Annotated in this window: 19 protein-coding genes; 15 read left to right on the forward strand and 4 right to left on the reverse strand. The window is 60.2% G+C overall.

The window, feature by feature from the left end; genetic code table 11:
• Positions 1–133: 133 nt before the first annotated feature.
• The 8 genes from rnr to J5M56_RS18185 all read left to right on the forward strand — a co-directional run bounded on the left by rnr (position 134) and on the right by J5M56_RS18185 (position 9,737).
• Positions 134–2,722 (forward strand): ribonuclease R, encoded by a 2,589-nt coding sequence (gene rnr, locus J5M56_RS18150; RefSeq protein WP_186476388.1) that lies wholly within the window; start codon positions 134–136, stop codon positions 2,720–2,722.
• Entirely contained in the window at positions 2,719–3,465 is a 747-nt protein-coding gene (rlmB, locus tag J5M56_RS18155; RefSeq protein WP_060477944.1) for a 23S rRNA (guanosine(2251)-2'-O)-methyltransferase RlmB, read from the forward strand. The genes rnr and rlmB overlap by 4 nt, the downstream gene beginning before the upstream one ends.
• Positions 3,466–3,768: 303 nt before the next feature.
• Positions 3,769–4,194: a 30S ribosomal protein S6 gene (gene rpsF, locus J5M56_RS18160; protein ID WP_013974420.1), complete on the forward strand. Its 426-nt coding sequence runs from the start codon at positions 3,769–3,771 to the stop codon at positions 4,192–4,194.
• Positions 4,195–4,222: 28 nt separating this feature from the next.
• Positions 4,223–4,453, forward strand: coding sequence for a 30S ribosomal protein S18 (gene rpsR / locus J5M56_RS18165; RefSeq protein ID WP_003249563.1), 231 nt, complete (start codon positions 4,223–4,225; stop codon positions 4,451–4,453).
• Positions 4,454–4,486: 33 nt separating this feature from the next.
• Complete coding sequence (locus J5M56_RS18170) at positions 4,487–5,350, forward strand: hypothetical protein (RefSeq protein WP_186476389.1); 864 nt, start codon at positions 4,487–4,489, stop codon at positions 5,348–5,350.
• A gap of 20 nt (positions 5,351–5,370) precedes the next feature.
• Positions 5,371–5,817, forward strand: a complete 447-nt coding sequence (rplI, locus tag J5M56_RS18175; protein ID WP_012316464.1) for a 50S ribosomal protein L9 — start codon at positions 5,371–5,373, stop codon at positions 5,815–5,817.
• Between the two features lie 111 nt (positions 5,818–5,928).
• Positions 5,929–7,326, forward strand: a complete 1,398-nt coding sequence (gene dnaB / locus J5M56_RS18180; protein WP_060477967.1) for a replicative DNA helicase — start codon at positions 5,929–5,931, stop codon at positions 7,324–7,326.
• A 107-nt stretch (positions 7,327–7,433) separates the two neighbouring features.
• Positions 7,434–9,737, forward strand: coding sequence for a YgiQ family radical SAM protein (locus J5M56_RS18185; protein WP_207937480.1), 2,304 nt, complete (start codon positions 7,434–7,436; stop codon positions 9,735–9,737).
• A 115-nt stretch (positions 9,738–9,852) separates the two neighbouring features.
• Here the strand turns inward: J5M56_RS18185 and J5M56_RS18190 are convergent, their stop codons facing one another.
• The gene (locus J5M56_RS18190; RefSeq protein WP_207937481.1) at positions 9,853–10,440 is read right to left on the reverse strand and encodes a TIGR00730 family Rossman fold protein; all 588 of its coding nucleotides are present in this window, start codon (positions 10,438–10,440) and stop codon (positions 9,853–9,855) included.
• Positions 10,441–10,786: 346 nt separating this feature from the next.
• Here J5M56_RS18190 and azu point away from each other — a divergent pair, with 346 nt between their 5' ends.
• Complete coding sequence (gene azu, locus J5M56_RS18195; RefSeq protein WP_186476469.1) at positions 10,787–11,233, forward strand: azurin; 447 nt, start codon at positions 10,787–10,789, stop codon at positions 11,231–11,233.
• A gap of 44 nt (positions 11,234–11,277) precedes the next feature.
• Here the strand turns inward: azu and nadE are convergent, their stop codons facing one another.
• On the reverse strand, positions 11,278–12,105 hold the full coding sequence (gene nadE / locus J5M56_RS18200; protein ID WP_060477939.1) for an ammonia-dependent NAD(+) synthetase: 828 nt from the start codon (positions 12,103–12,105) through the stop codon (positions 11,278–11,280).
• A gap of 3 nt (positions 12,106–12,108) precedes the next feature.
• Positions 12,109–13,314, reverse strand: coding sequence for a nicotinate phosphoribosyltransferase (gene pncB, locus J5M56_RS18205; RefSeq protein ID WP_186476392.1), 1,206 nt, complete (start codon positions 13,312–13,314; stop codon positions 12,109–12,111).
• Positions 13,315–13,781: 467 nt separating this feature from the next.
• On the opposite strand from pncB, the gene J5M56_RS18210 reads away from it, so the two are divergent.
• The 6 genes from J5M56_RS18210 to J5M56_RS18235 all read left to right on the forward strand — a co-directional run bounded on the left by J5M56_RS18210 (position 13,782) and on the right by J5M56_RS18235 (position 20,239).
• Positions 13,782–14,918: a branched-chain amino acid ABC transporter substrate-binding protein gene (locus J5M56_RS18210; protein WP_207937482.1), complete on the forward strand. Its 1,137-nt coding sequence runs from the start codon at positions 13,782–13,784 to the stop codon at positions 14,916–14,918.
• A 154-nt stretch (positions 14,919–15,072) separates the two neighbouring features.
• Complete coding sequence (locus tag J5M56_RS18215; RefSeq protein ID WP_054887845.1) at positions 15,073–15,987, forward strand: branched-chain amino acid ABC transporter permease; 915 nt, start codon at positions 15,073–15,075, stop codon at positions 15,985–15,987.
• Positions 15,988–15,989: 2 nt separating this feature from the next.
• The gene (gene livM / locus J5M56_RS18220; protein ID WP_060477935.1) at positions 15,990–17,291 is read left to right on the forward strand and encodes a high-affinity branched-chain amino acid ABC transporter permease LivM; all 1,302 of its coding nucleotides are present in this window, start codon (positions 15,990–15,992) and stop codon (positions 17,289–17,291) included.
• Complete coding sequence (locus J5M56_RS18225) at positions 17,288–18,163, forward strand: ATP-binding cassette domain-containing protein (RefSeq protein WP_060477934.1); 876 nt, start codon at positions 17,288–17,290, stop codon at positions 18,161–18,163. Before livM ends, J5M56_RS18225 begins: the two co-directional genes overlap by 4 nt.
• Entirely contained in the window at positions 18,160–18,876 is a 717-nt protein-coding gene (locus J5M56_RS18230) for an ABC transporter ATP-binding protein (protein WP_060477933.1), read from the forward strand. The genes J5M56_RS18225 and J5M56_RS18230 overlap by 4 nt, the downstream gene beginning before the upstream one ends.
• 595 nt (positions 18,877–19,471) lie before the next feature.
• Positions 19,472–20,239 (forward strand): SDR family oxidoreductase, encoded by a 768-nt coding sequence (locus J5M56_RS18235; RefSeq protein WP_207937483.1) that lies wholly within the window; start codon positions 19,472–19,474, stop codon positions 20,237–20,239.
• A 5-nt stretch (positions 20,240–20,244) separates the two neighbouring features.
• Here the strand turns inward: J5M56_RS18235 and J5M56_RS18240 are convergent, their stop codons facing one another.
• Positions 20,245–20,499, reverse strand: a complete 255-nt coding sequence (locus J5M56_RS18240) for a hypothetical protein (protein WP_207937484.1) — start codon at positions 20,497–20,499, stop codon at positions 20,245–20,247.
• Positions 20,500–20,526: the final 27 nt, after the last annotated feature.

Consider the following 20,526-nt stretch of genomic DNA (forward strand, 5'->3'; position numbering starts at 1 on the left):
CAACTTGTTGATTCCGAAGGCCATTTGCCCCTCTTTATATGCAGCAGCGGGGGCTGTCCAAGGCTGACATTTCCGGTTTCAATACGCACATGCCAGAATTCCTATCTATATATACCAAGGTGAACCCCTTCTGATGGCCGATTGGCAATCCCTCGATCCCGAGGCCGCTCGCGAAGCGGAAAAATACGACAACCCTATCCCCAGCCGTGAGCTGATCCTGCAGCGCCTTGCCGACCGTGGCGAACCGGCCGCGCGCGAGGAGCTGGCGGCAGAATTCGGTCTTCATGAGGAAGACCAGATCGAAGCGCTGCGCCGCCGACTGCGCGCCATGGAGCGCGACGGCCAGCTTATCTATACCCGGCGCGGCACTTATGCCCCGGTGGACAAGCTCGACCTTATCTGCGGCCGCGTCTCCGGCCACCGTGACGGTTTTGGTTTCCTGATCCCTGATGACGGCAGTGAAGACCTGTTCCTGAGCCCTGCGCAGATGCGCCTGGTGTTCGACGGCGACCGCGCCCTGGCCCGTGTTTCTGGCGTCGACCGCCGTGGCCGTCGCGAAGGCGTGCTGGTCGAAGTCGTCTCCCGTGGGCATGAAAGCGTAGTCGGCCGCTACTTCGAAGAAGGCGGCATCGGCTATGTCACGCCGGACAACCCGAAGATCCAGCAGGAAGTGCTGGTAACCGCCGGGCGCAACGGGGGGGCCAAGATTGGCCAGTTCGTCGAGATCAAGATCACCCACTGGCCTACGCCGCGCTTCCAACCCCAGGGTGATGTGGTCGAGGTGATCGGCAACTACATGGCCCCGGGCATGGAAATCGACGTTGCCCTGCGCAGCTACGACATTCCCCATGTCTGGCCAGACGATGTGGTCAAGGAAGCGCGCAAGTTCCGCTCCGAAGTCCAGGAGAAGGACAAAGAGAAGCGTATCGACCTGCGCCATCTGCCATTCGTCACCATCGACGGCGAGGACGCGCGCGACTTCGATGATGCCGTGTACTGCGAACCCTTGGGCAAGCTGCGCATGTTCTCCGGTGGCTGGCGCCTCTACGTGGCAATCGCCGACGTGTCCAGCTACGTGCGCCTGGGTTCTGCCCTGGATAACGAAGCCCAGCAACGCGGCAACTCGGTCTATTTCCCCGAGCGTGTGGTGCCGATGCTGCCTGAGGAGCTTTCCAACGGTCTTTGCTCGCTGAACCCGCACGTCGATCGGTTGGCCATGGTCTGCGAAATGACCATGAATAAAGCCGGCCAGATGGTCGATTATCAGTTCTACGAAGGCGTCATCCACTCCCATGCCCGGCTAACCTACAACAAGGTCAGCAGCATGCTTGAGCATGCCCGTACCCGCGAGGGCAAGGCGCTGCGAGAAGAGTACAAAGCGGTTCTGCCGGACCTCAAGAACCTGTACAACCTGTACAAAGTGCTGGTGGATGCCCGTCATGCCCGTGGTGCCATCGACTTCGAAACCCAGGAAACCCGTATCATCTTCGGGGAAGATCGTAAGATCGCGGAAATCCGCCCGACGGTGCGCAACGAGGCGCACAAACTGATCGAAGAGTGCATGCTGGCGGCGAACGTTGCCACTGCAGCGTTCTTGCAAAAGCACGAAGTCCCGGCTCTCTATCGGGTGCATGACGGCCCGCCACCGGAGCGTTTGGAAAAGCTGCGCGCTTTCCTCGGCGAACTTGGGCTGACCCTGCACAAGGGCAAGGACCCATCGCCGAAGGACTATCAGGCACTGCTGGCGAGCATTGCCGGGCGCCCGGACTTCCATCTGATCCAGACCGTGATGCTGCGCTCGTTGAGCCAGGCGGTGTACAGCACCGACAACAACGGCCACTTCGGCTTGAACTACGAGGCGTACACGCACTTCACCTCGCCGATCCGCCGTTACCCGGACTTGCTCGTGCACCGTGCAATCCGAAGCGTCATCCGCTCCAAGGTCGATACCCCGCACGTCAAGCGTGCCGGTGCCATGAGCATCCCCAAGGCGCGTATCTACCCGTACGATGTGAATGCTCTGGACCAGCTTGGCGAGCAGTGCTCGATGACCGAGCGCCGCGCTGATGAAGCTACCCGCGATGTGGTCAACTGGCTCAAGTGCGAGTTCATGAAAGACCGCGTGGGCGAGACCTTCCCAGGTGTGATCACAGCGGTCACCGGCTTTGGTCTGTTCGTCGAACTGACTGACATTTATGTCGAAGGCCTGGTGCATGTCAGTGCGCTGCCCGGTGACTATTACCACTTCGATCCGGTACACCACCGCCTGTCCGGCGAGCGTACGGGTCGCAGTTTCCGTTTGGGCGATACCATCGAGGTCAAGGTCATGCGCGTTGACCTCGACGAGCGCAAGATCGACTTCGAAGTCTCTGAGCAGCAGCTCAGTGCGCCTGTCGGCCGCAAAGGCCGTGGTAGCGCTACGCCGCAGAGCGAAGCGGGCGAAGCCGCGCCTCAAGCGCCAGTCGAAGCCAGGGCTACACCCAAGCCGCGCAGCCGCAAAAGCGAAGCGGCCGAAGCGTACTTCCCCAAAGACGCCGTGCAGCGTAATGCCGAAGTGCGCAAGAGCCGCGAGATGAAAAAGGCACTGATGAGCGAGGCGCGCAGTGGCGGCCACGCCAGCAGCAAGTCTGACAAGGGTGCCAAAACGTCCGGCAAGCCGACCAAGCACCGTAAAGGCCCGTCGAAGTCCGGCGCGCCACGCAAGAGCAAGAACAAGTCATGAGTCAGCTGGAAAAAATCTACGGCGTACACGCCGTGCAGGCATTGCTGCAGCATCATCCCAAGCGGGTCAAGCAGATCTGGCTGTCTGAGGGGCGCAGCGAGCCGCGCATGCAGGCGCTGTTGGCACTGGCCGCAGAAAACCGGGTGCCGGTCGGCCAGGCCGAGCGCCGTGAGATGGATGCCTGGGTCGAGGGTGTGCACCAAGGCGTCGTTGCCGAGGTCAGCCCGAGCCAGGTGTGGGGCGAATTGATGCTCGAGGAGTTGCTTGAGCGTACTGAAACCCCGCCGCTGATTTTGGTGCTCGATGGCGTGACCGACCCGCACAACCTTGGCGCCTGCCTGCGCACCGCCGACGCTGCCGGTGCAACTGCAGTGATTGTGCCCAAGGACAAGTCGGCCACCCTGACACCGGTGGTGCGCAAGGTCGCTTGCGGTGCAGCCGAGGTGATTCCGCTGGTGGCGGTGACCAACCTGGCGCGCACACTGGAGAAGCTGCAGCAGCGTGGCCTTTGGGTGGTCGGGACTGCCGGCGAGGCCGAGCAGGAGATTTATCAGCAGGACCTCACCGGCCCGCTGGTGATGATCATGGGTGCAGAAGGCAAGGGCATGCGCCGCTTGACCCGGGAGCATTGCGATTTCCTCGTGAAACTGCCCATGAGCGGTAGCGTCAGCAGTTTGAACGTGTCGGTGGCCACAGGCGTCTGCCTGTTCGAAGCCGTGCGCCAGCGTCAGGCCAAGCGCTGATATCCAGCCTGCTTCTGCCCTTGCGGGTCAATCCGCTCCGATCGCTATCGCGTAGGCTCATGCCTTGCGCGGCTGCAGTAGGAGCGGGTTAATCCGCGAACGGGCCATCAGCCTGTGAATATGTATCAGGCTGTTCAAATAATCACCAATCACCTTGCTTGTGCGCCAAGCCTTCTCTACAATTGCGCCCCTTGCCGAGCTGGCAGGCGCCCATGTGCCTTCCCTCCGTGCAAGACATACAGTGTCATTCACTCCTTGTCTGACCAGATTCGCTGGCAGACTACTAACCCGTAAGGAGCATTCATGCGTCATTACGAAATCATCTTCCTGGTTCACCCGGACCAGAGCGAGCAAGTCGGCGGCATGGTTGAGCGTTACACCAAGCTGATCGAAGAAGATGGCGGCAAAATCCACCGCCTGGAAGACTGGGGCCGTCGTCAACTGGCCTACGCAATCAACAATGTTCACAAGGCTCACTACGTGATGCTGAACGTTGAGTGCACCGGCAAGGCCCTGGCCGAGCTGGAAGACAACTTCCGCTACAACGATGCCGTTATCCGTAACCTCGTCATCCGTCGCGACGAAGCCGTAACCGGCCAATCCGAGATGCTGAAGGCTGAAGAAAACCGCAGCGAGCGCCGTGAGCGTCGTGAGCGTCCTGAGCATGCTGAATCCGCCGATGGCGACGACAGCAATGACAGCGACTCCAGCGATAACGCTGACGAGTAATCCACGGACCTTTAGAGGAGCCTATTAAATGGCACGTTTCTTCCGTCGTCGTAAATTCTGCCGCTTCACTGCTGAAGACGTGAAAGAGATCGACTTCAAAGATCTCAACACCCTGAAAGCTTACGTATCCGAAACCGGCAAGATCGTTCCAAGCCGTATCACCGGTACCAAAGCTCGTTATCAGCGTCAGCTGGCTACCGCTATCAAGCGCGCCCGCTTCCTGGCCCTGCTGCCCTACACCGACAGCCACGGCCGCTGAGACCGGGTCGTCGACAAGCAGTAAGGGATTAGCATGCGAGCGTTAGCAAGTTTCATCATGCGCGGTCGTGTGCAGGCCACCCTGGTGGTGGTCATCAGCGCGGTACTGCCGCTGCTGTTCTGGTTGAGTGCCGCTGCTGGCAGCCTTGTGCTGCTGCGGCGTGGCTTCAAGGATGCTTCAACGGTCGTCGCTGGCGGCCTGCTGGCCGGGCTGGCCGTGTGGTTCATGGGCGATCCGATCACCTTTTTGGTGATCGCCGGTGCCCTGGGCCTGGCCGCGCTGCTGCGCGCCGAGCATCCCTGGAGCCGTGTGCTGCTTGCCAGTGCCGTGTTCGCCGTGGTTTTCAGCCTCGTGCTCGACATGGCGCTGGCGCAAACCTTCGATGTGCTGGCCAAGGCATTTGCCGAAGCCATGCCGAAAATCGAAGGGCAGCCGGTGCTCTCCGGTGAGCTGATCCGCCCTGTGCTGGTCGCCTCCACAGCAGTGACGGTGCAATTGTTCAGCGTGTTGGCCCTGGTGCTGGCGCGTTATTGGCAGGCGGCGTTGTACAACCCTGGAGGCTTCGGCCGCGAGTTTCGCGCGTTGAAGTTGCCAAAGCAGACCATGGCGGTATTGGTGGCAGTGATGGTGGTGGCTCCGTTCATCGGGTCGCAATTCATCATCCTGGCATCGGCATCCAGCCTGGTTCTGGTGCTGGCCGGCATCGCTTTGATGCATGGGCTGGTGGCACAGGGGCGACTGGCCGGTTTCTGGCTGGTGGGCATGTACGTGACGTTGCCGCTGATCATGCAGCTGATCTACCCGTTGCTGATGGTCCTGGCCATTGTCGACAGCCTGATTGATTTTCGCGGTCGCAAGTCCCCTCCGGGGAAAGACTCCGCGAACGGTGAAGGTTAAAAGTTAAGAGGTTTTACCAAATGGAACTGATCCTGCTGGAAAAAGTCGCTAACCTGGGCAACCTGGGCGACAAAGTAAAAGTTAAGGCTGGTTACGGCCGTAACTTCCTGCTGCCATTCGGCAAGGCCACCGTTGCCAACGCCGCCAACCTGGCTGCGTTCGAAGAGCGTCGCGCCGAGCTGGAAAAAGCAGCTGCTGACCGTAAATCTTCGGCTGAAAGCCGTGCTGCCCAACTGGCCGAGCTGGAAGTGACCATCACTGCCACCGCTGGCGACGAAGGCAAGCTGTTCGGTTCGATCGGCACCCACGATATCGCTGACGCCCTGACCGCCTCCGGCGTTGAAGTGGCCAAAGCTGAAGTTCGTCTGCCGAACGGCACCATCCGTCAAGTTGGCGAATACGACGTAGCCGTGCACCTGCACAGCGACGTTGAAGCCACCGTACGTGTGGTCGTCGTAGCTGCCTAAGCTGCGCTGACCGGTGGTCCCTAACGGGATAGCCGGTTAACATCGGGCACGGTCCTGTTCATTCAGGCCGTGCCCTTTGTCTTTTTCATCCTCCAGAATTCTTTCGTGGCCATGAACGAGATCACCAACTCCGAACAGCTCGACCTGCAAACCGCAGCCCTGAAGGTGCCGCCGCATTCCATCGAGGCCGAACAGGCCGTGCTCGGTGGCCTGATGCTGGACAACAACGCCTGGGAGCGGGTGCTGGACCAAGTGTCGGATGGCGACTTCTACCGGCATGACCACCGCTTGATCTTCCGTGCCGTGCACAAACTGGCCGACGCCAACCAACCGTTCGACGTCGTCACCCTGCACGAGCAACTGGACAAGGAAGGCCTTTCATCCCAGGTCGGTGGCCTTGCGTACTTGGCAGAGCTCGCCAAGAACACGCCCTCGGTAGCCAACATCAAGGCCTACGCCGCGATCATTCGCGAGCGTGCGACGCTGCGCCAACTGATCAGCATCAGTACCGATATCGCCGACAACGCCTTCAACCCGCAAGGGCGCAACGCCGAAGAAATCCTCGACGATGCTGAACGGCAGATCTTCCAGATCGCCGAGGCGCGGCCGAAGACCGGCGGCCCGGTGGGGGTCAACGAACTGTTGACCATGGCCATCGACCGTATCGACACGCTGTTCAACTCCGACAGCGACATCACCGGCGTATCCACCGGCTTCACCGATCTGGACGAAAAGACCAGCGGACTGCAGGCAGCCGACCTGATCATTGTCGCGGGCCGCCCATCGATGGGTAAGACCACCTTTGCCATGAACCTGGTGGAGAACGCCGTTCTGCGCACCGACAAAGCGGTGCTGGTGTTCTCCCTAGAGATGCCAGGCGAATCGCTGATCATGCGTATGCTCTCGTCGCTCGGCCGCATCGACCAGACCAAGGTGCGTTCCGGTCAGCTGGACGACGACGACTGGCCGCGCTTGACCTCGGCCGTCAACCTGCTCAACGACCGCAAGCTGTTCATCGACGATACTGCGGGCATCAGCCCGTCCGAGATGCGCGCGCGCACCCGGCGTCTGGCCCGAGAGCATGGCGAGATCGCCATGATCATGGTCGACTACCTGCAGCTGATGCAGATCCCAGGGTCGGCCGGTGACAACCGGACCAACGAAATTTCCGAAATTTCCCGCTCCCTGAAAGCCTTGGCCAAGGAATTCAACTGCCCGGTGATTGCGCTCTCGCAGCTCAACCGCTCCCTGGAACAGCGGCCGAACAAGCGCCCGGTGAACTCCGACTTGCGTGAGTCCGGTGCGATCGAGCAGGACGCCGACGTGATCATGTTCGTGTACCGCGACGAGGTGTACCACCCCGAAACCGAACACAAGGGCGTGGCGGAAATCATCATCGGCAAGCAGCGTAACGGCCCCATCGGATTCGTGCGCCTGGCGTTCATCGGCAAGTACACCCGCTTCGAGAACCTTGCGCCGGGCATGTACAACTTCGACGACGACGAATAAGCCACTGGGCTGAACCCATGAATCCGACAACCACCGTCGGATTTGGTCAAAATTTGTGCTATATTCCGCGCCCGCGATTTCCCTGCACACCAGAACCGGTCACTGACATGCAAGCAGCCAAACCACTCTACGACTATCCCAAGTACTGGGCCGAATGCTTCGGGCCAGCACCTTTCCTGCCAATGAGCAGGGAGGAGATGGATCTGCTCGGCTGGGATTCCTGCGACATCATCATCGTGACCGGTGATGCCTACGTCGACCACCCGTCGTTCGGCATGGCCATCATTGGCCGCTTGCTGGAGGCCCAGGGCTTTCGCGTGGGCATCATCGCCCAGCCCAATTGGCAGTCCAAAGACGACTTCATGAAGCTAGGCGAGCCGAACCTGTTCTTCGGGGTGGCCGCCGGCAACATGGATTCGATGATCAACCGCTACACCGCGGACAAAAAGGTTCGTTCCGACGACGCCTACACCCCCGGTGGCCTTGCCGGTAGCCGCCCGGATCGGGCTAGCCTTGTGTATAGCCAACGCTGCAAGGAAGCCTACAAGCATGTGCCGATCGTGCTCGGAGGCATCGAGGCTTCGCTGCGCCGCATTGCCCACTATGACTATTGGCAGGACAAGGTTCGCCACTCGATTCTGATCGACGCCAGCGCCGACATCCTGCTGTTCGGCAACGCTGAGCGCGCGGTCGTCGAAGTGGCCCAGCGCCTGTCCAATGGCGAGAAGATCGAAACCATCACCGACGTGCGCGGCACCGCATTCGTGCGCCGCGATACACCGCAAGGCTGGTTCGAGATCGACTCGACCCGTATCGATCGCCCAGGGCGCGTTGACAAGATCATCAACCCCTACGTGAACACCCAGGACACCCAAGCCTGTGCCATCGAGCAGGCCAAGGGCGAGCAGGACGACCCGAACGAAGCCAAGGTCGTACAAATTCTCGACAGCCCCAGCGTGACCCGAGAGAAGTCGGTAATTCGCCTGCCGTCGTTCGAGAAGGTGCGTAATGACCCGGTACTCTACGCCCACGCCAACCGCGTGCTGCACCTGGAGACCAACCCGGGTAATGCCCGCGCTCTGGTGCAGAAGCACGGCGAAGTGGATGTGTGGTTCAACCCGCCACCCATTCCGATGAGCACCGAAGAGATGGACTACGTGTTCGGCATGCCTTACGCGCGAGTGCCACACCCGGCCTACGGCAAGCAGCGCATCCCGGCTTACGAGATGATCCGCTTCTCGGTCAACATCATGCGCGGCTGCTTCGGTGGCTGCACCTTCTGTTCGATTACCGAGCATGAAGGCCGCATCATCCAGAACCGCTCCCACGAGTCGATCCTCAACGAGATCGAGGAGATGCGCGACAAGGTGCCGGGCTTCACCGGCGTGGTCTCCGACCTTGGCGGGCCAACCGCCAACATGTACCGCATCGCCTGCAAGAGCCACGACATCGAGAAGCACTGCCGTAAGCCATCGTGCGTGTTCCCGGGCATCTGTGAAAACCTCAACACCGACCACAGCTCGCTGATCGAGCTGTACCGCAAGGCCCGTGCCTTGCCGGGGGTGAAGAAGATCCTGATCGCTTCGGGCCTGCGTTACGACCTGGCGGTTGAGTCGCCGGAGTACGTCAAGGAACTGGTCACCCACCATGTTGGCGGTTACCTGAAGATTGCCCCGGAGCACACCGAGCGTGGTCCGTTGGACAAGATGATGAAGCCGGGCATCGGCACCTATGACCGCTTCAAGCGTATGTTCGAGAAGTTCTCCAAAGAGGCGGGCAAGGAGCAGTACCTGATCCCGTACTTCATCGCAGCGCACCCAGGCACCACCGATGAAGACATGATGAACCTGGCCCTGTGGCTCAAGGGCAATGGCTTCCGCGCCGATCAGGTGCAGGCGTTCTATCCGTCGCCGATGGCGTCTGCCACGGCCATGTACCACTCGGGCAAGAACCCGCTGCGCAAGGTCACTTACAAGAGCGAAGGCGTCGAGATCGTCAAGAGCGATGAGCAACGCCGCCTGCACAAGGCGTTTTTGCGCTATCACGACCCCAAGGGTTGGCCGATGCTGCGTGAGGCGCTGCAGCGCATGGGCCGTGCCGACTTGATCGGCCCGGGCAAGCACCAGCTGATCCCGCTGCACCAGCCGCAGACCGATAGCTACCAGAGCGCGCGCCGCAAGAACTCTACCCCAGCTGGCAGCCACAAGGTGGGCAAGGACCAGAAGATCCTGACCCAGCACACTGGCCTGCCGCCGCGTGGTAGCGATGGCAGCAAGCCGTGGGACAAGCGCGAGAAAGCCAAGGCCGAGGCGTTTGCCCGTAACCAGCAAGCGGCCAAGGAGCGCAAAGAAGCGGCCAAGAGTGGTGGCGGCAAGGGTAAGAAGCCACGGCAACCCGTGATACCACGCTAAGCTCCCAGGTGCTCCACAGAGCCTCCTGAGAGCGGCGGACCTGTTTTGCGGTGACGGCTTCTTCGTGGCTGAAGCCGCTTCAGCAGGGGGCAAGTAGCCAGGATCGCCGTCGCGATCAATCTGGCTGCTTGTCGACCCACTTCGGCACTACGGGCGACTCGAAATGCGCCATGGCGTCCAGCAGTTGATCTGCTTGCTGCGCCAGCAGCAACATTGCCCGATGCGCAGGCCGCACGAAGCCTTCTTCGACGATGTGGTCGAGGAACCCGCCGAGCTTTTCATAGAAGCCGTTCACATCGAGCAGCCCCAGCGGCTTGGCGTGGTAGCCCAATTGCCCCCAGGTCCATACCTCGAACAGCTCCTCCAGTGTGCCCAAGCCACCCGGCAGAGCTATGAAGGCGTCGCTCAATTCAGCCATGCGCGCCTTGCGGGCGTGCATGCCGTCGACCACTTCCAATCGGCTCAGGCCTTTGTGGCCAATTTCAGCATTCATCAGGCTTTCGGGAATGATCCCGATCACTTCGCCACCGGCCGCCATGGCTGCATCAGCCACTGTACCCATCAAGCCTACCGCGCCACCGCCATAGACCAATGTCATGCCTCGCCGGGCAATCGCCTGGCCCAGTGCCACAGCGGCTTCACGGTAGGCGGGGTTGGTGCCGATGCTGGCACCACAGAAAACACAAATGGAACGTAAGGACATCCTGCTTCTCCAGTCAGATGGCCACAGGGTAATGCCAATGGTCCGATCCCTCCAATTGTGGATCTACTCCGGCCGCGAGAATTCGCAACTGGCCCCTGTGGCGCCCTGGGCGTAGGCGGCGAGCAAGCTGTTCATGAAACTTGAGAGGGACATAGCGATGGCTCCTAATTCAAATGTTGTCCCATCGTCTATTAAAAGTGCATGATGTGCCCTTAGATTGGTTGTATACAATCCATTGAACAATTCTACTGGCTGGCCACTTGACATGCCCTTGACCCACATCATGCAGGGCTGAAAGGGTTCAGGCAGTATCGCAATTGATAAAACCCTGCCAAGGAGATTCATGATGTTTGCGAAAGCTGTAGCGGTATCCCTGCTGACCCTCGCCAGCGCTTCTGTCTTCGCCGCCGAGTGCTCGGTGACCGTTGACTCGACCGACCAGATGTCGTTCAACACCAAGGACATCGTCGTCGATAAAAGCTGCAAAGAATTCACCGTCACCCTGACCCACTCCGGCAACCTGCCGAAGAACGTCATGGGGCACAACGTGGTGATCAGCAAGGAAGCTGACATGCAGGCAATCGCAACCGACGGTCTGTCCGCCGGGATCGAGAAAAGCTACCTCAAAGACGGTGATGAGCGAGTCATCGCCCACACCAAGATCATCGGTGCAGGCGAGACCGACAAGCTTACGTTCGATGTGTCCAAGCTTGCAGCTGATCAGAAGTACGGCTTCTTCTGCTCGTTCCCTGGCCACATCTCGATGATGAAAGGCACTGTAACGCTCAAGTAAGCGCGCAGATAAGGCCGGGGCCGCCATGCGGCCCCGGTTGTTTTTCACGGGGCGAACGGCAGTTCGCGCTTGTGCTGGGTCTTGCGGTAGGTGGCGACGATGATGTCGAACGCGGCCTGATCCACCGGCAGCCCATGCAGGAAGTCATCGATCTGCTGGTAGGTCACGCCATGGGAAGCCTCGTCGGGTTTACCGGGTTCGAGGTCTTCGAGATCGGCCGTCGGCACCTTCTCCACCAGCGCCTCTGGCGCACCAAAGCTGCGCGCGATCGCTCGCACCTGGTTTTTCACCAAGCCGCTCAACGGCGCGAGGTCACAGGCGCCATCACCGAATTTGGTAAAGAAGCCCATCACCGCCTCGGCGGCATGGTCGGTACCGATCACCAGGCCTGCGCGGGCGCCAGCGATGGTGTACTGGGCCACCATGCGCGTGCGCGCCTTCACGTTGCCGACCACGAAGTCCACCAGGCTCGGTGAGCCATTCTTCAGCTCCACCACTTCTGCGGCGAGGGCTTTGACTGCAGGTGCGATGTCGACGGTGTGCACCTCATCGGCCTTGATCAGCTCCAGGCAGGCTTGGGCGTCATGCTCGTCATGCTGCACGTGGTAGGGCAGGCGCACTGCGATGAAGGTGTAGGCCTTGTCCCCGGTTTCTGCGCGCAGTTCGTTGATCGCGCGTTGGGCGAGCAGGGCTGCGGTCAATGAGTCGACCCCCCCACTAATGCCCAGCACCAAGGTCTTGAGCCGGGCATTGGCCAGGCAGTCCTTGATGAACGCCACGCGGCGGGCGACTTCGGCCTCGAGCGCAGCGGCATCGGCGAACGGCGGCTGCACTTTCAGCGCCTGGGCAATTTCTTGCTGAACCGCTTGCATGGGTTACTCCTTGCTGTGGACGTTGAAAACATGACGCATGTAAGCGACGAAGTTCTCGTCGCGGCACTGGGTCTTGGCGGCTTCGTCGGAGATTTTGGCAACCGGCGAGCCGTTGCAGTCGGTCATTTTAAGCACGATGTTCATCGGCGCCACCCCTGGGATGTCACAGGTCAGGTTGGTGCCTATGCCGAAACTGACATTGATGCGCCCGCGCAGCGCACGGAAAATTTCCAGCGAGCGGGTGAGGTTGAGGCCATCAGAGAACACCAGGGTTTTGGTCATTGGGTCTATACCCAGCTTCTGGTAGTGGACGATGGCTTTTTCCGCCCAGGCCAGCGGCTCACCAGAGTCATGGCGCAGGCCGTCGAACAGCTTGGCGAAGTACAAGTCGAAGTCGTTGAGAAAGGCATCCATGGTGATGCAATCGGTCAGTGCGATACCAAGCAGCCCACGGTACTCGCGGACCCAGCAATCCAACGCGGCAATCTGGCTATCGATCAGGCGCGGGCCGAGCTGTTGGTGGGCCATTATCCATTCATGGGCCATGGTGCCCAGCGGTTTGATATCCAGCTTCCATGCCAGGTCCACATTGCTGGTGCCCACGAAGCGGCCAGGGAATTCATCGCGCAATACCCGCACCACCTCTTCTTGAACACGGCTGGAAAAGCGCCGGCGCGTGCCGAAATCAGCCACTTGCAGGCTTGCCAGCTCGTCGTCATTGGCATTGGCGCGCAGCCAGTCGAACTTGCGATAGAGCTGGTCCCGGGCTTCGGCCAGGCGCATGCGCGGGTGCAGGTGGCGGTTGCGCACTTCGCTGATGATGGCCAGTAGCGGTACTTCGAAAAGAATCACGTGCAGCCATGGGCCTTTGAGCCGCAGGGCCAATTGATCGTTCTCGATACCAACGTGCACATAGCGCAGGTTGAACCGGAACAGGCGCAGAAAGCGTAGGAAGTCTGGCTTGAGGAAGCTGATGCGTTCGAGAAAACCCAGTTGGCCATCATCGAGCGTCAGGTCGCTTAGCAGTTCGAGCTGGTGGCGGATGTCAGCCAGGTAGGGGCGTAGATCCTCACCGTTGCGGCAGCGAAACTCCCACTCCACATCAGCATCCGGGTAGTTGTGTAGCACGCCCTGCATCATGGTGAGCTTGTAGAAATCAGTGTCGAGCAGGTTGTGCACGATGCGCTCGGCGAATGCGCTCTCGCTCATCAATGTGACTCCAGAAGCGGCGAATGCTGCACATTGTGCCAGTCTTTTGCCCGCCGTAGTGTCTGCGCCGGCCTTTATGGATGAGGCCCAAGTCGCCATAAGTGCCTTTACTGCCAAACCAGGCGAGGTTTTCGTGCACAGGCGAGCCTTGAAACGGTGCTGGCTGTAGCACTTGCGCACCAGCGGTGTGCACTTCGGTGACGTCTACTGTTACAGCATGGTTGCACGTTAACACTTGGCATGGTTGCAATGATGGCACTGTTTGGTTGCGCCTTGTCTTTACGTGTGGTGGCGCCTTTGGCGTCGCAGACGGTTGCACGCTCAATAAAGAGACGCCCATCGGTCGCTCGCAGGCGACCTTGACCCTGTGATTTCCCGGAATACAAAACCGATGGCACGGCGCTTGCTCGGAGCAACGGGCTGAGAAGTTGTAGTGCCAACCAAAAAAACTCTAGGAGCACCGCCTCATGTCGCAGACGTTTTACAAGAAAGGTTTCCTGGCTCTGGCCGTCGCTACGGCACTGGGTGTTTCTTCGTATGTTCAGGCCGACGTCAAGATCGGCGTCGCGGGCCCCATGACCGGGGCTAACGCAGCGTTTGGCGAGCAGTACATGAAAGGCGCGCAGGCAGCGGCCGACAAGATCAATGCCGCTGGTGGCGTGAATGGCGAGAAGATCGTGCTGGTCAAAGGCGATGACGCCTGCGAGCCCAAGCAGGCCGTAGCCGTGGCCAACCGCTTGGTCGACCAGGACAAGGTGATCGGCGTAGTAGGGCACTTCTGTTCCTCGAACACCATCCCCGCTTCTGAGGTCTATGACGAAGCCGGCGTGATCGCCATCACCCCAGGCTCCACCAACCCACAGGTCACCGAGCGCGGTCTTGGCGCCATGTTCCGCATGTGCGGCCGTGACGATCAGCAGGGCATCGTCGCCGGTGATTACATCGTCGACGTACTCAAAGGCAAGAAAGTTGCCGTGCTGCACGACAAGGACACCTACGGCCAAGGCCTGGCCGATGCCACCAAGGCGCAGCTTGAAAAACGCGGCGTCAAGCCGGTGCTGTACGAAGGCCTGACCCGTGGCGAGAAAGACTTCAGCGCCGTGGTCACCAAGATCCGCGCTGCCGGTGCCGACGTGGTCTACTTCGGTGGCCTGCACCCTGAAGCCGGCCCGCTGGTGCGTCAACTGCGCGAGCAGGGTCTGAAGGACGTCAAGTTCATGTCCGATGATGGCATCGTCACCGACGAATTGGTGTCCACCGCCGGTGGTGCTCAGTACGTCGATGGCGTGTACATGACCTTCGGCGCCGACCCGCGCCTGCTGCCTGACAGCAAGGCTGTGGTGGAAGAGTTCCGCAAAGCAGGTACCGAGCCTGAAGGCTACACCCTCTACGCTTACGCCTCGCTGCAGGCGCTGGCCGCTGGGTTCAACGGTGCCAAGTCGAACAAAGGCGAAGACGCTGCCAAGTGGCTCAAGGCCAACCCAGTGCAAACCGTCATGGGCCAGAAGAAGTGGGATGAAAAGGGCGACCTGACCGTCTCCGATTACGTGGTCTACCAGTGGGATGCCCAAGGCAAGTACCACCAGCTGGAAAAACAAAAATAATAACGGCAGCCGGCCCGGACGCCCGTCCGGGCCATTGCCCCTGCGGTACCTGTCCTTATTCGGAGGCCTGCATCGTGCTGCGCTGCCAAGGCTGCCTCATCGGTAGCTCGTGGGCATCTGCGCGCGTGCAGCCTCGCTCAGGTGAGATTGCGTTATGGATGGTATTTTCCTGCAGCAACTGGTCAATGGCCTGACCCTAGGGTCGGTCTATGGCCTGATCGCCATCGGCTACACAATGGTCTATGGCATTATCGGCATGATCAACTTCGCGCACGGCGAGGTGTACATGATCTCCGCGTACCTCGCGGCGATCAGCCTGGCATTGCTGGCGTACTTCGGTATCGAATCGTTTCCTCTGCTGATGCTGGGCACGTTGTTGTTCACCATCGTCGTCACGGGCGTCTATGGCTTCACCATCGAGCGCATCGCCTACAAACCCCTGCGTAACTCCACCCGGCTGGCACCGCTGATCAGTGCCATCGGCATTTCGTTGATCCTGCAGAACTACGCGCAGATCAGCCAGGGCGCCCGCCAGCAAGGCGTGCCGACCCTACTCGAAGGTGCCATGCGCATCGAGGTCGGCACCGGCTTCGTGCAACTGACCTACACCAAGATCTTCATTCTGGTAGCGGCGTTCGTTGGCATGGGGCTGCTGACCTACGTGATCAAGTACACCAAGCTCGGCCGCATGTGCCGCGCCACCCAGCAAGACCGCAAGATGGCCTCGATCCTTGGCATCAACACCGATCGGGTAATTTCCTATGTATTCGTCATCGGTGCGGTGATGGCTGCACTGGCCGGCGTGTTGATCACCCTGAACTACGGCACCTTCGACTTCTACGCCGGCTTCATCATCGGTATCAAGGCCTTCACCGCCGCGGTACTGGGCGGCATCGGGTCGCTGCCTGGCGCCATGCTCGGCGGGATCATCCTGGGGATTTCCGAGTCGCTGTTCTCTGGCCTGATCAACTCCGATTACAAGGATGTGTTCAGTTTCTCCCTGCTGGTGATGATCCTTATCTTCCGCCCGCAAGGCCTGCTGGGCCGCCCGCTCGTGGCTAAGGTGTGAACATGTCGATTGCCAAAATTGCCTCTGCCTCCGAAACCAAAGGTTTCGATATCAAACGCAGCCTGCTCGAAACCATCGTCGCCGGTTTGCTGGCGCTGATCGTGTTCGGCCCGATCGTCGGCGTGGTGCTCGACGGTTACTCCTTCAATGCCGAGCCTCGCCGGGTAGCGTGGCTGGTCGGCGGGGTGATGCTCGGGCGCTTTCTGCTCAGCCTTTACGTCCAAACCGCTGCCGGTCGGCGTATGCTGGCAGGCTTCGAGAGCGGTGGTTCGGGCGTGCATGTGCGCGAGCCGGGCTACACCTCGCGGCTGCGCTACATCATCCCGGCTCTGGTGGTGATTGCCATCATCTTCCCGGTGTTCGCCAACAAATACCTGCTGACTGTGGTCATCCTCGGCCTGATCTACGTGTTGCTGGGCCTTGGCCTGAACATCGTGGTCGGCCTGGCCGGTTTGCTCGACCTTGGCTATGTGGCGTTCTATGCCATTGGTGCCTACGGTCTGGCGCTGGGTTACCAGTACCTGGGCCTGGGTTTCTGGAGCGTGCTACCGCTGGCGGCCATCGCTGCGGCGCTGGCCGGGTGCATTCTCGGCTTCCCGGTATTGCGAATGCACGGGGACTACCTGGCCATTGTGACGCTGGGCTTTGGCGAGATCATTCGCCTGGTACTGAACAACTGGTTGTCCTTCACCGGTGGCCCGAACGGTATGCCCGCGCCAGCGCCGACCTTCTTCGGCCTGGAGTTCGGCCGCAGGGCCAAGGATGGCGGTGTGCCGATCCACGAATTCCTTGGCATCGATTACAACGCCAACCTCAAGTTCGTGTTCATCTACGCCGTGTTGTTCCTGGTGGTGCTGGCGGTGCTTTACATCAAACACCGGCTCACCCGCATGCCGGTCGGCCGCGCTTGGGAGGCGCTGCGCGAAGACGAGATCGCCTGCCGCTCGATGGGCCTGAACCACGTGCTGGTGAAACTCTCGGCCTTCACCCTCGGTGCTTCTACTGCGGGCCTGGCAGGGGTGTTCTTCGCTACCTACCAAGGTTTCGTCAACCCGTCGTCTTTCACCTTCTTCGAGTCGGCGCTGATTCTTGCCATCGTCGTGCTTGGCGGCATGGGCTCGACCGTCGGCGTGGTGATCGCGGCGTTCGTGCTGACCGTTGCGCCAGAGCTGCTGCGCAGCTTCTCGGAATACCGCGTGCTGCTGTTTGGCGTGCTGATGGTGCTGATGATGATCTGGCGACCGCGAGGCTTGATCCGCATCAGCCGCAGCGGCGTGACCCCACGTAAAGGAGTGGCGCCATGAGCGACGAAATCATTCTCTCGGTCGATAACCTGATGATGCAGTTCGGTGGCATCAAGGCGCTCAGTGATGTCAGCCTGAAGGTCAAACGCAATCAGATCTTCGCTTTGATCGGCCCCAACGGTGCCGGCAAGACCACGGTGTTCAACTGCTTGACCGGTTTTTACAAGGCCAGTGGCGGGCGCATCGAGCTCAACGTGCGCGGCAGCCACACCAATGTCATCCAGTTGCTCGGCGAACGCTTCCAGGCCGCGGACTTCCTATCCCCAGCGCGCTTTGCCAGCCGCCTGTATTACAAGATGTTCGGCGGTACCCACCTGGTCAACCGTGCAGGCCTGGCGCGTACCTTCCAGAACATCCGGCTGTTCAAGGAAATGTCGGTGGTGGAAAACCTGTTGGTTGCCCAGCACATGTGGGTAAACCGCAACCTGCTGGCTGGGGTGCTCAATACCAAGGCCTACCGCAAGGCCGAGAGCGATGCTCTGGATCATGCGTTTTACTGGCTGGAGGTGGTCGACCTGGTCGACTGCGCCAATCGTCTGGCTGGCGAGTTGTCCTATGGCCAGCAGCGCCGCCTGGAAATTGCCCGGGCCATGTGCACACGGCCGAAGATCATCTGCCTGGACGAACCGGCCGCCGGCCTCAACCCCCAGGAAACCGAAGCCCTGAGCGGCATGATCCGGGTGTTGCGTGACGAGCACGACATCACCGTGGTGCTGATCGAACACGATATGGGCATGGTGATGAGCATTTCCGACCATATTGTCGTGCTCGACCACGGCAATGTGATCGCCGAAGGCGCACCGCAGGAAATCCGCCACAACCCAACGGTGATCGCCGCCTACCTGGGTGCTGACGAAGAGGAGCTGGTATGACTGCACCCATTCTCGAACTCAAAGACTTGGACGTGTTCTACGGCCCCATCCAGGCCCTCAAGAAAGTTTCGATGCATATCAACGAGGGGGAGACGGTGAGCCTGATCGGGGCCAATGGCGCCGGCAAGTCGACATTGCTGATGTCGATCTTCGGGCAGCCCCGGGCAGCTTCGGGGCAGATCGTCTACCGTGGCACCGACATCACCCGCAAGACCTCGCACTACATCGCATCCAACGGCATCGCCCAGTCGCCGGAAGGGCGCCGTGTGTTCCCGGACATGACGGTCGAAGAAAACCTGATGATGGGCACCATCCCCATCGGCGACAAACATGCAGCCGAGGACATGCAGCGCATGTTCGAACTGTTTCCACGTTTGAAGGAGCGGCGTAACCAGCGTGCAATGACCATGTCTGGTGGCGAACAACAAATGCTCGCCATCGCCCGGGCGTTGATGAGCCGGCCGAAGCTATTGCTGCTGGATGAGCCGTCACTGGGGCTGGCGCCGATCGTGGTCAAGCAGATCTTCGCTACCCTGCGCGAGCTAGCCAAGACTGGCATGACCATTTTCCTGGTGGAGCAGAACGCCAACCACGCCCTGAAGCTGTCGGATCGAGCCTATGTGATGGTCAACGGGCAAATCCGCATGAGCGGCACGGGCCAGGAGCTGCTGGTAAACGAAGAGGTGCGCAACGCCTACCTCGGCGGCCACTGAGCCGCGCAATATGGGCTGCGGTAGCAGCCCTGTTGCGATGTGGACAACTTGTCGCATGGATCTTGCCGACGATGCCGATCGCTGCATCCCAACCCCGTTTCCACAGGCTTGATGTTTTCCACGGATAATGTGGAACCGCCTGTGGAAAACATGGTGGCATCACGCTCAAGCCCTCTTAACCCGTGGCTTACAAGCTTCTGATCATAATTTGATCAGGCGCTGTTTTGGCATGGATTTGCAGGGCTTTTACAAGACACCGGCTAGTTGCATCAGCGCTTGATTGCTTGTGGATAAGTCTGTGGGAAAGCCTTGGACAGACGGCTGTAGGCGGCATGGATGAAAGCTTTAAGCCATCACCTTGAAAGCAATCTCCAGATCTGGCCCGCAATTCACCGGGCCCGCCTGAGGTAACTTGCCCCCAATCAATGGGGAAAGCCCTGTGGATAACATGCGTATAGCTGGCTCCGGGCCTGCTGACACAAGTGTTTCGTGCACATGACCAAAAAATGACCAGTAGCTCTGGCGGCTTGCTGCCTGCACCTGGCGCGGGCATGCTGCGAAGCTGTCGATGACAATCTACCGTGAGGAACAGAGCATGACGTCCACCGTATTCATCACTGGCGCCACTTCCGGCTTTGGCGAGGCCACCGCCCGTCGCTTCGCTGAAGCTGGTTGGCAGCTGGTGCTCACCGGGCGCCGCAAGGAGCGCTTGGATGCCCTGTGCGCCGAGCTTTCGCCCAAAACCCAAGTGCATGGTCTGGTGCTGGATGTACGTGACCGCAAGGCCATGGAGCAGGCCATCGCCGGCCTGCCGGCCGGCTTCGACAAATTGCGTGGTTTGGTCAATAACGCCGGGCTGGCGCTTGGCGTGGATGCAGCGCAGAACTGCAGCCTGGATGACTGGGACACCATGGTCGATACCAACATCAAAGGCCTGATGTACACCACACGCCTGCTGCTGCCGCGCCTGATTGCTTATGGCCGCGGGGCGTCGATCCTCAATGTGGGCTCGGTGGCGGGCAATTACCCGTATCCAGGCAGCAATGTGTACGGTGGCACCAAGGCCTTCGTCGGCCAGTTCTCCTTGAGCCTGCGCTGCGACCTGCGCGGCACGGGTGTGCGGGTGAGCAACATCGAACCTGGCCTGTGCGAAAGCGAATTCTCGCTGGTGCGCCATGGCGGCGATCAGGCCAAATACGATGCGACCTACGCCGGCGCAGAGCCCATCCAGCCGCAGGACATAGCCGAGACCATTTTCTGGATTCTCAACCAGCCTGCGCACATCAACATCAATAGCCTCGAATTGATGCCTGTGCGTCAGGACTTCGCTGGGCTCTCGATCGATCGCTCGGCGAAAGCCTAAGCCGGCTACTTGGGGATCATTTTCAGATACGTGGATTTGGAATCGATCAAGCCAAGTGTCTGCAGCACATCGTTGACGGCATCATGCATCCCGAGGTCCTCTCGGGTCGCGGTGCCGTCCACCACGCGGCGAAGGCTGAGCAAAAAGCTCAGCTTGCCGAAGGCAATGTGATCGAGGTCGGCCTTCTGTTTGTCTAATATCTGCTTCGCGGCCCCATTGATCTGGGCTTCGAGGAAGTCTTTGAACGCTGGTCTATCCATGATGGGCACCTCGTTGATGGAGGTTCC

The sequence above is a fragment of the Pseudomonas sp. 51_B genome (genome assembly GCF_017491595.1).
Lineage (GTDB): Bacteria > Pseudomonadota > Gammaproteobacteria > Pseudomonadales > Pseudomonadaceae > Aquipseudomonas > Aquipseudomonas promysalinigenes.

Coding starts and splice junctions, on each gene's coding strand:
- rnr (WP_186476388.1), top strand. CDS start 134: ATGGCCGATTGGCAATCCCTCGATCCCGAGGCCGCTCGCGAAGCGGAA.
- rlmB (WP_060477944.1), top strand. CDS start 2,719: ATGAGTCAGCTGGAAAAAATCTACGGCGTACACGCCGTGCAGGCATTG.
- rpsF (WP_013974420.1), top strand. CDS start 3,769: ATGCGTCATTACGAAATCATCTTCCTGGTTCACCCGGACCAGAGCGAG.
- rpsR (WP_003249563.1), top strand. CDS start 4,223: ATGGCACGTTTCTTCCGTCGTCGTAAATTCTGCCGCTTCACTGCTGAA.
- J5M56_RS18170 (WP_186476389.1), top strand. CDS start 4,487: ATGCGAGCGTTAGCAAGTTTCATCATGCGCGGTCGTGTGCAGGCCACC.
- rplI (WP_012316464.1), top strand. CDS start 5,371: ATGGAACTGATCCTGCTGGAAAAAGTCGCTAACCTGGGCAACCTGGGC.
- dnaB (WP_060477967.1), top strand. CDS start 5,929: ATGAACGAGATCACCAACTCCGAACAGCTCGACCTGCAAACCGCAGCC.
- J5M56_RS18185 (WP_207937480.1), top strand. CDS start 7,434: ATGCAAGCAGCCAAACCACTCTACGACTATCCCAAGTACTGGGCCGAA.
- J5M56_RS18190 (WP_207937481.1), bottom strand. CDS start 10,440: ATGTCCTTACGTTCCATTTGTGTTTTCTGTGGTGCCAGCATCGGCACC.
- azu (WP_186476469.1), top strand. CDS start 10,787: ATGTTTGCGAAAGCTGTAGCGGTATCCCTGCTGACCCTCGCCAGCGCT.
- nadE (WP_060477939.1), bottom strand. CDS start 12,105: ATGCAAGCGGTTCAGCAAGAAATTGCCCAGGCGCTGAAAGTGCAGCCG.
- pncB (WP_186476392.1), bottom strand. CDS start 13,314: ATGAGCGAGAGCGCATTCGCCGAGCGCATCGTGCACAACCTGCTCGAC.
- J5M56_RS18210 (WP_207937482.1), top strand. CDS start 13,782: ATGTCGCAGACGTTTTACAAGAAAGGTTTCCTGGCTCTGGCCGTCGCT.
- J5M56_RS18215 (WP_054887845.1), top strand. CDS start 15,073: ATGGATGGTATTTTCCTGCAGCAACTGGTCAATGGCCTGACCCTAGGG.
- livM (WP_060477935.1), top strand. CDS start 15,990: ATGTCGATTGCCAAAATTGCCTCTGCCTCCGAAACCAAAGGTTTCGAT.
- J5M56_RS18225 (WP_060477934.1), top strand. CDS start 17,288: ATGAGCGACGAAATCATTCTCTCGGTCGATAACCTGATGATGCAGTTC.
- J5M56_RS18230 (WP_060477933.1), top strand. CDS start 18,160: ATGACTGCACCCATTCTCGAACTCAAAGACTTGGACGTGTTCTACGGC.
- J5M56_RS18235 (WP_207937483.1), top strand. CDS start 19,472: ATGACGTCCACCGTATTCATCACTGGCGCCACTTCCGGCTTTGGCGAG.
- J5M56_RS18240 (WP_207937484.1), bottom strand. CDS start 20,499: ATGGATAGACCAGCGTTCAAAGACTTCCTCGAAGCCCAGATCAATGGG.